Raw genomic sequence first — 11,163 nt, 5'->3', positions numbered from 1 at the left:
TTATACTCTTGGCATGGAGAAGTTGCTAGAAACTGCACCATCGAATTTAGATTTATAATCTTTGGGATCAAAGTTTTCCTCAAGATTTACAGAAATGTCCTCAAAACGAATAAATGGCTTGTTAAACTGAATTTTAATATGTTTTACCTCACCATTTCTATTTTTTGCCACAATAATCTCTGCGGGTTCAATTTCTCTTTCTTGATAGTTTGAGACATAATTAATATTTTCTTTTTTTGCTTTTTCCTCTTTAGCCTTCTCCTCTCTTTTGCGATACACATCTTCACGATAAAGAAATAAAATCACATCAGCATCTTGTTCAATCGATCCTGATTCTCTCAGATCAGAGAGCTGGGGTCGCTTATCATCTCTATTTTCAAGACCACGATTAAGCTGGGAGAGTGCAATAATAGGAATATTCATCTCTCTTGCAAGAAGCTTTAATCCTCTTGAAATCTCACTCACCTCCTCTTGACGCTTACCCTCACCACCCAAAGACTTACTTCCCCTCATAAGCTGAAGATAATCCACAACAACTACTCCAATATCTGGAAATTGAAGTTTGAGTTTTCTTACCTTACTTCTAAGCTGCGTAATGGAAAGATTAGGATTATCATCAATAAAAAAACATTCAGAAGCAATCAGATTAGCAGAGGAAGAGAGTGCACTCCACTCCTCATCACTTAAATCCCCTATCCTCATTCTTTGCAAAGGTGTAGAAGTCAATGATGAAAACATTCTAAGCATCAAATGCTCAGCTTGCATTTCAAGAGAAAAAAAAGCCACTCCCTTAGCAGTGCTCAAAAATTTTTGAACCATATTTAAAACAAAAGTTGTTTTTCCCATAGAAGGACGAGCACCAATAATAATTAATTCTCCGCCATTAAAGCCTGTAGTAAGCTTATTGAGTTCAGCAAACCCTGTGTTTAAGCCTGTAAGAAAATTATTGCCCCTTTCTTTGTATTGCGTAAGGAGCCTCATTGTATCCTCTACAATTTTCTCAGAGTTCTTAAAACCCCTGTTTTCTGTAGGTAAGGAAAGATCAAATACTCTTTTCTCAATCTCCTCAACCATTTCTAAAGCACCCACTTCATCATTATTGGCATTTTGTGCAATATAGGTAGAAATTTCATGTAAATCTCGTTTGAGAGAAGCATTTTTAATCAAACTTGCATAAAAGGCAGGATTGCTTGCGGGAGCTTGAGTAAGAATATAAAGTAGAGCATTCTCATCAAAGCGTCGATCTGAAGAAACTAAGGATTTAATAATATCAGCACCTGCTGGCTCACCTCTTTCAACCTGTTTTCGTATTGCAGAAAAAAGCAATTGATGGAATGGATCTAAAAAATCTTTCTCACCAATCACTTCTGCAACATCATCAAAATAATTTGCATTAAAAAAAAGTGTTGCAAGAATTGTTCGTTCTATATTTTGAAGCCCTAAGCCTTCCATTTACCTTAGCCTTTAATCACCCTAAAATTAAGCAAACATTTTATACAAAAAAAGCCAACAACCCCAATTTACCCCCTCTTATTTTTTTATTGATATCTTCTCCATTTTCCCTTTATATGCTCAAGTTTATCAATCTTTTGGAGCTTTATAGAACTTATGCAACCACTTATCAAAAGGGGCTAGGATTTTATAGAAAACTGGAACAATCAAAAGACTGAGCATCATAGAAAGCAAAAGTCCGCCAATGACTGAAACTCCAAGGGGAGATTTCATTGCTGAGCCACTCCCTGAAGCAATTGCAAGAGGAATCATTCCAAAAACCATTGCAATAGTTGTCATCAAAATTGGACGCAATCGCAATTCACCTGCACTCATTAATGCTTGATCAATTTCCATTCCCTCATCACGTTTTTCATTTGCCACATCAATAAGTAAGGTAGCATTTTTCCCTACAAGTCCCATAAGCAACATTAATCCCATAAAAGAAAACATACTTAAAGGTTGGCCAGCTAAGAAAAGAGCAATGAATGCTCCCGCAAAACTTAAAGGAAGTGTGATCATAATAATAATGGGTTGAACAAGAGATTCATAAAGTGCTGCAAGAATAAGATAAATGAGTACAAATGCAGTCATAATCGCAACACCAAAGGCACTTGCTGTCTCTTGCATATTCTCACTCTCACCTTGAGTTTTATAACTTGCTCCTTGAGGTAACCATTCATGTTTATTTTCCTCTGTTGCTTTGATCATTTCACTTAAGCTTAAACCACTTCCTGCTTTTACAGAGGCATAGACTGTGATATTTTTTTGGCGATCAAGACGAGAAATACTTGAAGCTGATGTACTAGAAGTAAACTCAACCAATCCATCTAAGAACATCAACTCTCCATTTGTATTCTTGACCTGAATCTTTTTAAGATCATCAATACTGACTCTTTGATCATTAGGGACACGCACTGTAATATTGTATTCTTTACCTGCTTCTTTAAAATATGCTACTGCAATTTCGCCAGAGAATGATGAACTGAGTGCATTTCCAATATCTTGTGCTGTAATACCATACTTATTGAGATATGCACGATTGACCTTAATTCTATACTCAGGTTGATTGCCTGTCCAACTTGAATGAATACCTACAACATTTGGATTTTGTGCCAGAAATTTCATTAAATTATTTGCACCCTCCTCAACGATGGCTTGAGAAGTACCCATAACATTAACTTGATAAGGGGAATTATCACCCCCACCAAAATCACTCACTTCACTTGCATTAATAGTCATATTTTTTGCATAAGGACTTTTTCTTAAGCGATTTGTAACTTCATCCATAATTAAAAACTGGGACCGCTCTCTTTCTTTGCTGGGTTTAAGTGCAGCATAAATCTTTGCCTTATAAATCACTCCATTAGAAAAGCCAATTTCAAGTGTGCTAAATTTTACATCTTTATCTTGATTGACCATTTCTTGGAGAGCTAGAGTTCTAATCTCCATTTCCTCAAGACTAATTCCTGGATCAACACTTAAATAGACATTGAATTTATTTTTATCTTCTTTAAGCATAAACTCTACACCTGTTTTTCCAAGTAAAACAATGGAAAGTGCAAAGATTCCAAATGTAGCTACCAAGAAGAGATATTTAAATCTTAAAACAAAACTCAAGATTTTGGCATAGAATAAATCAAGTTTTGTAAAAAAGGGCTCTGTAAAGTAATAAAACTTTGAATGTTTAGGATTAACAACAATGGCGCTTACCATTGGGATGACTGTCACAACAACAATATAAGAAAGTCCAATCGCTAAGGCAATGGTAATTCCAAAGCTTTGAAAAAATCTTCCTACAATTCCACTCATACTCCCAACAGGAATAAACACAGATAAGAGCATTGCAGAAATAGCAACAAGAGCAAAACCAATTTCTCTCACACCTTCATAAGCCGCCTCTCTCTTACTCATTCCATGCTCAAGCTTTTTATGAATATTTTCAATCACCACAATCGCATCATCAATAATGATCCCTATTGCCAAAGTTACTGCAAGCATCGTAATCATATTAAGTGTAAAGCCTGCAAAATACACAAGAGCAAAAGTCCCAAGTACTGAAACAGGAATAGAGATAGCTGAAACTAAAGTAATTGTTGCATTTCTTAAGAAAAGGAAAACGATTGAGACGGCAAGCAATGCACCTAAAACTAGATCAAACTTAACATCTGCAATTGAATCTTTAATATAATCTGTAGTGTCATTAACAATACTAGTCGTATAACGTTTATCAAGCTCTTCAATCTTGGGAATTAAGGCCTTAACACCATCAGCAATTTGAATATCATTTTTCCCTGCAATTTTTTGCACATCCAAAATCACTCCAGGAGTTTTATTATAAGTTGCAAAAGTTGTATCTTCTGACAATCCATCTTTAATTTCTGCGATATCTTTGAGTTTTACTCCATCAGCAACTCTTACATTTCCAATATCTTCAACATTTTGACTATTTGCATCTGTAATAATAGACCATTCATTGGTTTTATCAACAATCTTTCCTCCATCAATCTCAACATTTCCATTTCTAAGTGCATCACTGATGTCTTTATAAGTTAGCCTATATTTATTGACTAAAGTTGGATTGGGAAGAATTTTAATCTCTCTTTCACGATACCCCTTAAGATCTACAAGCCCAACACCTGAAACTCTTTGTAAAATTGGCTTTATTCTATCATTAACATGTTTCATCAGCTCTGTTTGTGGAACTTGATCACTACTTACAAAAAGTGTAATGACAGGTGAGCTACTTGTATCAGCTTTATCAATTGTTGGAGAATCTACTCCACTATCAAACTGGATAGAAGAAACCTTGTCTCTTACATCATTAATTGCCTCATCAATGGACTTTTCAAGTTTAAATTTCACAACAACAATACTTGCATTTCTCACGCTTGTTGAGGTGACAGTATCCACTCCATCAATCCCCATTACAGCCTCTTCAATCTTATCTGTAACCTTAGTCTCAATTGTTTCAGGACCTGCACCTGCATAAGTTGTTTTAATTCTGACAATGGGGAAATCAACATCAGGAAAAAGTGAAACGGGCATTTTTTGCAATGACATTAATCCAAAAAAGATCAATGCCAAAGCAAACATTAATGTTGTAATTGGACGACTGATGGCAAACTTATACATCATTTAGTCCTTATATATCCATCACCAAAGGTTCCAGGAATAAGTCCTGTCGCAATTGCTTCAGCTTTAACTTTTCTTGTTTTTTCATCTGCTGTTGGATATACCTTGCTAATCCTCACAACCCTTTTGCTTTTGCCGTCTTCTGAGCTAAATTCAAATTCACTTCCTTCTTTAACAAAATCAATATATTTAACATCAAATTCTAAAACCAATTTTATTTCTTTGCTGATTAATCTGAATAAAATCGTGCTATTTGCAGTCACACCATCTCCAACCTCTACTTCTTTACTTGCAATAATTCCATCAAAAGGAGCAGTAAGGATTGTTTTATTGAGAATCTCGCGTTGATAATCTACATTATGCTTAGATTGCAAAAAACTACTTTCAAGATTTTTAAAATCGAAGTAGTATTTATCTAAAGTATTACGATCTACCGCCCCTTTACTTTTTTTATATCTTTCATACTGCTTTTTTGCAAATAAATACTGTTGCTCAACTGCTTGACTTTGGGCTTGCTGAATTTTTAGATTTGCTTCTTTATCTTTATTTGAAAGTACCAAGAGAATATCTCCCTTTTTTACTTCACTTCCCACATCAACATTTGCCAAAGCAATTGTTCCACCGCTATCAAGGGTTAAATTAGCATCTTGAGTAGGAACAACATTAAAAATTGCATATACATTTTCTGCTTGCAATGCCCCCATAAAGATTAAAAAATATAAAAATTTTCTCATTTTGGCTCCTTTTGATTAGATGTATTGTTTTAAGTCTTGTCCACTATAAAAAACAAAGTTTGCTTTCTGAACTTCATAATTATTTAAACTCTCAATATAAGTTGCTTCTGCGGTAAATTTTTGGGAGAGAGCATTAAGATAATCTACATAAGTAACAAGCTGTGCATCATATTGCTTGCTAATATTATCAAAAGCAATCATTGCTGATTTTAAGCCAGCCTCTGCTGATTTAACTTTTGCCCTCGCAATTTCTAAAGATTTACGATAGAGTTTAATATCTTTCTTTTGCTCTTCTTTTTTATATGCAATATTCTTGGTTGCTTGCAAATAGCTTAGCCCTAATGCTTCTTTTTGCATATAACGGGACATAGAATCAAATTGCATTGTAATTGAAATGCCTACAGTATTTTGGATTTTTTCACTTCCAGTCACACTCAATCCATCTGGGTTATAACCAAATTTGTCATAAAAAGAGATTGTCGGTGCATAAGTAATTTGTCTCTTTTGGAAGTCAATACTCTGGGCTTGGGCATCTAGAGCAAGAATATCTGAGCGTGTTTTTGAGACTTTAAGCTGAGGATCTTTAAGCACAACTCTTGCAAGTGATTTCACCTCTTTGTTAGCCAGAAGCTCAAGATTAAGACGACTTTGCTCTACATCAAGTTCTGCTTGAGCAATTTGATATTCTGTTAGGGATGCCTCTGCTCGAAGGGCTTCTACATCATTAATGGTGCTTAATCCAGAATTATAAAGTTTTTGCAATCTTTGTACATTAGAAATAAGAAGTGTTTTTTTCTGTTTAAGGGATTGAAGATTAGAATAATATGTAAAATATGCATAATACTGCTGAATAATTTGAAGATATAAACTCTCTTGAGTAAATTTCTTATCTGCAACACTTGCATTAATTTCTGCATTCTTTTGCTTTACTTTATTAATCGATGTAAAACCTGTATATAGGTCATAATTTATCCCCACACTCAAATTCTGATCCCCAACATAGCTTGGTCTTGAAGAACTTGGATTAGTTTGATAACCATAATTATAACTTGCAGTAATTGTGGGTCCAAATTCAAGATATGCTGACATCTTCTCAGCTTTAACTTTAGCAATTCCATCATCTTTTGCCAAAATCTGATAGTTTTTCTCAGCACTCTGGATTAAATCTTTTAAAGTAGTAGAAGTTTTCTGAGCTTTCGGGAGTAAGGCATCTACTTGAAATCTTTGAACATTCTGCATGCCTGGAGTTAACCCATAACTTAAGGTAAATCCCAAACATGCAAAACAGGCAATATGACTAATTCTCATTTTCTTCCTTGTGAATGATGATTTAATAAAGTACTGAAACAGTAACACCCTTTTGTAAAGTAAAAATAAATTAAATTATTTAAAGCTCTCAATTGCCTTTTGTAAGATCTTTTGTGCTTCTTTTTTATCTTTATATTCTTTAACCTTTACCCATTTATTTGGTTCAAGAATTTTATATGTTTCAAAAAAATTCTTAATTCGATCTAAGGTAATTTTTGGCAAATCCTCAAATGAGTGAATATCATCATATCTTGGATCAATCTTACTCACAGGCACAGCCAAAAGCTTCTCATCAACCCCGCTCTCATCCTCCATAAGTAACACTCCAATTAATCGGCACTTAATCACGCTTCCTGCCTGAAGTGGATATTCATTGAGTACAAGCACATCTGCAGGATCACCATCATCACTTAAAGTATTAGGAACAAATCCATAATTTGCAGGATAAAACATTGCACTATACATCACACGATCTACAACCACTGCTCCACTTTCTTTGTCAAGCTCATACTTAATATTTGATCCATAGGGAATCTCTACAACTACATTAATTTTTTCTGGATTTTCTCCCACTGGGATTTTTGAAAGATTCATTTTTTCTCCTTTAAATTTTTGTTTTGATATATTTTTCAATATCAGCAACGATTTCTTCAATAATTCGTTCACCATTAATCTTTATAAGCAAATTCTTTTCCTCATAAAACTTTTCAATGATAGAAAGTGGCTGAAGATAAACTTTCATACGATTTTTAAAAACTTCAACACTATCATCATCCCCCCTTGCTCTTCCTAATACTCTTTCACATGCTACAGCTTCGCTGACTTCCACCTCTATCACACCTGCAATCTGCACATCATTTCTATTAGATAAAACTTTATGCAAAGCCTCCATTTGCTCTACACTTCTTGGATACCCATCAATAAGTACATTTTCTCTTGGGGCTTTCTCAATGGCACCTACAATCGTTTCAACCACAATTTCAAGTGGTACAAGATTTCCCTTGCTCACAAAACTATCAATCAATTTTCCTCTTTGGCTTCCACTTGCGACCTCTTCGCGCAATAAATCTCCAGTAGAATAATGCACCATACTTTGAGGATTATTTTGAGCGATAATCTGTGCATCCGTTGTTTTTCCACTCCCAGGAGCTCCAATAATTAAAAATAACTTCTTCATCTATTCTCCTTTTTTATCTCTTAATCTAATATGTAATTCCCTAAGTTGATCCAAACTTACTTGACTGGGTGCATCTGTAAGGGGACAAGTTGCTTTTTGAGTCTTGGGGAATGCAATCACATCACGAATGCTATTTGCTCCACTTAGCAACATAATAATTCGGTCAAACCCAAAAGCAATTCCTCCATGAGGAGGTGCACCAAAACTTAGAGCTTCGAGCAAAAAGCCAAATTTTTCCTGTGCTTCTTCTTTGCTAATTCCCAATAAATCAAAAACTTGTGCTTGGATATCACTTTTATGAATTCTGATACTTCCACCGCCCAGTTCTACACCATTAAGCACCATATCATAAGCTATAGATTCAATCTCCTCTATATTTTCTTTATTCAAATCCTTGGGCATTGTAAAAGGGTGATGCAATGCTTTAACTCTTTCATCATCCTTTTCAAACATTGGAAAATCCACAACCCATAAGAATTTTAAATCATCTGCAGCAATAAGATTCATATCTGCAGCAATCTTTAATCTTAAACGTCCCATATAATCCCAAACTATCTTTTTCTCCCCTGCTCCAAAAAAGACAATATCCCCTACTTCAAGTCCCAAACGTTCCGCAAGTTTTTTATAACTGCCTTGGCTCATAAACTTATAAAGTGGTCCTTTAATTTCATCTTCTTTAATTTGAATATATGCAAGTCCTTTAGCACCAAATTTTTTTACAAACTCTTCTGCTTCAGCTAAAGTTTTACGTGAAAAAAAGCTATCAGCACCCTTGACTCTTAAAGCTTTGAAACGATTATTTTTGCTATCTTTTGCAATCTTTGCAAACATTTCGTTAGTTGAATCAATAAAACAATCTGCCACTTCAACTAATGGCATTTCAAATCTTAAGTCTGGTTTATCACTTCCATAGCTCTCCATAGCTTGTGAATAGGACATTCTCATAAAAGGGGTTTGCACACTCTTTCCACAAGCATTGAAAATATCAGAGATGATTTTCTCTCCAATTGCCATGACATCTTCTTGGTTACAAAAACTCATTTCTATATCAATTTGTGTGAATTCTGGCTGACGATCTGCTCTTAAATCTTCATCTCTAAAACATTTTGCAATTTGAAAATAACGATCAAATCCACTCATCATCAAAAGTTGTTTAAAAATTTGAGGACTTTGAGGAAGGGCAAAAAACTCCCCTTGATGAACACGACTTGGCACAAGATAATCTCTTGCCCCCTCAGGAGTAGCCTTTGTAAGAATGGGGGTTTCAACTTCTAAAAAACCAAGATGGTGAAGTGTATTTCTTACCACTATACTTGCCTTACTTCTAAGTGCAAAGGTTTCATACGCCTTAGGCGAACGAAGATCTAAATAGCGATACTTAAGTCTCAACTCCTCCCCCACACTCTCATCGCCAATAGTAATAGGAGGAGTGACAGATTTATTCTCAATAACCAAAGAGCTTAGCTCTACTTCAATCTTACCTGTAGCAAGTTTAGGATTTTCCAGCCCTTTTCCTCTTAAACGCACCTTTCCTTTAACATGTAAAACAAACTCATCTCTTACGCTTGAGGCAATACAATAAGCCTCACTTGCAGGGTCACATACAAGCTGAATTAATCCACTCTTATCTCTTAAATCAATAAATACTACACCGCCATGATCACGATAAGTATTGCACCATCCACAAAGCTCAACTTCTTCTCCAATATGAGATTCATTAAGTTCTGCACATAAATGACTTCTTAGCATAATATCTCCAGAAGAAAAAATAAATAAACTAGTGAAATTATAGCAAAACTCTTAACTTAAAAGTAGGCAGAAAAACTTGAAATATTGAGGATGCATTTTGATAAAATTACATGTTTTATTATCCCGTATTAAAGGAGCAGAAGTGAAAAAGGAAGTGAAAGAGTTTTTTGCATTTTGCAAAGAAAATGAGGTGGAATTTATAGATTTTAGATTCACAGATATAAAAGGAACTTGGCATCATGTGAGTTTTTCGGCAAATGCTATTGATGAAAATATATTCAAGGAGGGAATTCCCTTTGATGCGAGTTCTTTACCAAAGTGGCAACCTATCAATAAATCTGATATGATCCTTATTCCTGATCCTGTGCGATATTTTATTGATCCTTTTAGTGCGGATGCAACAGCAGTAGTCTTCTGTGATGTATGGGATATCTACAAAAACCAGCCCTATGAGAAATGCCCTAGAAGTATTATTAAAAAAGCAATGCAACATCTCTCTTTAAGTGGTATTGGAGATATAGCTTATTTTGGACCTGAAAATGAATTCTTTATCTTTGATAGCATTAAAATCAAAGATAATATTAATACTCAAGCCTATGAGATTGATACAGAAGAAGGGGAATGGAATCGCAATCGTGAATTTGATGGGGTTAATATGGGGCATAGACCAGGGACAAAAGGGGGATATTTCCCAGTTTCTCCCATTGATAGTATGGTAGATATTCGTGCAGAAATGGTAAAAGTGCTCAATCAAGTGGGGATTGAAACTTTTGTTGTTCATCATGAAGTGGGACAAGCCCAAGCTGAAATTGGAATTAAATTTGGAGATATGCTTGAGGCAGCTGATAATGTGCAAAAGCTTAAATATGTTGTTAAAATGGTCGCTCATCTTAATGGTAAAACTGCAACATTTATGCCAAAACCCCTTTATGGTGATAATGGGAGTGGAATGCACACACATATCAGTATTTGGAAAGATGGAAAAAATCTTTTTGCAGGAGAGGAGTATGAGGGATTAAGTAAGACTGCCTTATACTTTCTTGGAGGAATATTAACTCATGCTAGAAGTATCGCAGCCTTTACCAATGCTTCTACAAACTCCTATAAACGTCTTGTCCCAAATTTTGAAGCTCCTTCAATCTTGGCGTATTCTGCACAAAATCGAAGCGCAAGTATTCGTATTCCCTACAGTCAGGGGGAAAAATCCAAACGTTTAGAATTTAGATTCCCTGATAGCTCTGCAAATCCCTATTTAGCTTTTGCATCGCTTCTTATGGCTGGACTTGATGGAATTAAAAATAAAATCCCTGCAGGAGAGCCAATGGATATTGATCTTTTTGAACTGACACTTGATGAAATTAGAGACAAAGGAATTAAGCAACTTCCCCATACTCTTAGATGTGCAATTGAGGAGATGCTTGCAGATAGAGAATATCTCAAAGTGGGGGATGTATTTAGTGAGGATTTTATTCAAATATACAAAGACTATAAATTTGAAACAGAGATTTTGCCTTGGGAAGCTCGCCCTCATCCTTTTGAATTTATTAGCACCTATAGTTGTTAGTAGGA

At 35.1% G+C, this 11,163-nt stretch carries 8 protein-coding genes; 1 reads left to right on the top strand and 7 read right to left on the bottom strand.

The genetic code is table 11. The annotated features are described in order from the left end of the window. From dnaB to aspS, 7 genes are all read right to left on the bottom strand, one after another. Window positions 1-1,452 (bottom strand): replicative DNA helicase, encoded by a 1,452-nt coding sequence (gene dnaB / locus CQA62_RS02345; RefSeq protein WP_104724538.1) that lies wholly within the window; start codon window positions 1,450-1,452, stop codon window positions 1-3. Window positions 1,453-1,581: 129 nt separating this feature from the next. Then, complete coding sequence (locus CQA62_RS02340; protein ID WP_104724539.1) at window positions 1,582-4,626, bottom strand: efflux RND transporter permease subunit; 3,045 nt, start codon at window positions 4,624-4,626, stop codon at window positions 1,582-1,584. Next, window positions 4,626-5,360 (bottom strand): efflux RND transporter periplasmic adaptor subunit, encoded by a 735-nt coding sequence (locus CQA62_RS02335; protein WP_104724540.1) that lies wholly within the window; start codon window positions 5,358-5,360, stop codon window positions 4,626-4,628. The genes CQA62_RS02340 and CQA62_RS02335 overlap by 1 nt, the downstream gene beginning before the upstream one ends. A 15-nt stretch (window positions 5,361-5,375) precedes the next feature. Then, window positions 5,376-6,668: a TolC family protein gene (locus CQA62_RS02330; protein WP_104724541.1), complete on the bottom strand. Its 1,293-nt coding sequence runs from the start codon at window positions 6,666-6,668 to the stop codon at window positions 5,376-5,378. Window positions 6,669-6,743: 75 nt separating this feature from the next. Beyond that, on the bottom strand, window positions 6,744-7,262 hold the full coding sequence (ppa, locus tag CQA62_RS02325; RefSeq protein WP_104724542.1) for an inorganic diphosphatase: 519 nt from the start codon (window positions 7,260-7,262) through the stop codon (window positions 6,744-6,746). A gap of 10 nt (window positions 7,263-7,272) precedes the next feature. Beyond that, window positions 7,273-7,845, bottom strand: a complete 573-nt coding sequence (locus CQA62_RS02320) for an adenylate kinase (RefSeq protein WP_104724543.1) — start codon at window positions 7,843-7,845, stop codon at window positions 7,273-7,275. Further along, the gene (gene aspS, locus CQA62_RS02315; protein ID WP_104724544.1) at window positions 7,846-9,594 is read right to left on the bottom strand and encodes an aspartate--tRNA ligase; all 1,749 of its coding nucleotides are present in this window, start codon (window positions 9,592-9,594) and stop codon (window positions 7,846-7,848) included. A gap of 142 nt (window positions 9,595-9,736) precedes the next feature. Here aspS and glnA point away from each other — a divergent pair, with 142 nt between their 5' ends. Next, the gene (gene glnA, locus CQA62_RS02310) at window positions 9,737-11,158 is read left to right on the top strand and encodes a type I glutamate--ammonia ligase (protein ID WP_408609835.1); all 1,422 of its coding nucleotides are present in this window, start codon (window positions 9,737-9,739) and stop codon (window positions 11,156-11,158) included. The last annotated feature ends 5 nt before the right edge of the window (window positions 11,159-11,163 follow it).

It is taken from the genome of Helicobacter cholecystus (assembly GCF_003364215.1).
Taxonomy (GTDB): Bacteria; Campylobacterota; Campylobacteria; order Campylobacterales; family Helicobacteraceae; genus Helicobacter_G; species Helicobacter_G cholecystus.
This window is presented reverse-complemented; position numbering and strand designations above follow the sequence as displayed.

Coding starts and splice junctions, on each gene's coding strand:
- dnaB (WP_104724538.1), bottom strand. CDS start 1,452: ATGGAAGGCTTAGGGCTTCAAAATATAGAACGAACAATTCTTGCAACA.
- CQA62_RS02340 (WP_104724539.1), bottom strand. CDS start 4,626: ATGTATAAGTTTGCCATCAGTCGTCCAATTACAACATTAATGTTTGCT.
- CQA62_RS02335 (WP_104724540.1), bottom strand. CDS start 5,360: ATGAGAAAATTTTTATATTTTTTAATCTTTATGGGGGCATTGCAAGCA.
- CQA62_RS02330 (WP_104724541.1), bottom strand. CDS start 6,668: ATGAGAATTAGTCATATTGCCTGTTTTGCATGTTTGGGATTTACCTTA.
- ppa (WP_104724542.1), bottom strand. CDS start 7,262: ATGAATCTTTCAAAAATCCCAGTGGGAGAAAATCCAGAAAAAATTAAT.
- CQA62_RS02320 (WP_104724543.1), bottom strand. CDS start 7,845: ATGAAGAAGTTATTTTTAATTATTGGAGCTCCTGGGAGTGGAAAAACA.
- aspS (WP_104724544.1), bottom strand. CDS start 9,594: ATGCTAAGAAGTCATTTATGTGCAGAACTTAATGAATCTCATATTGGA.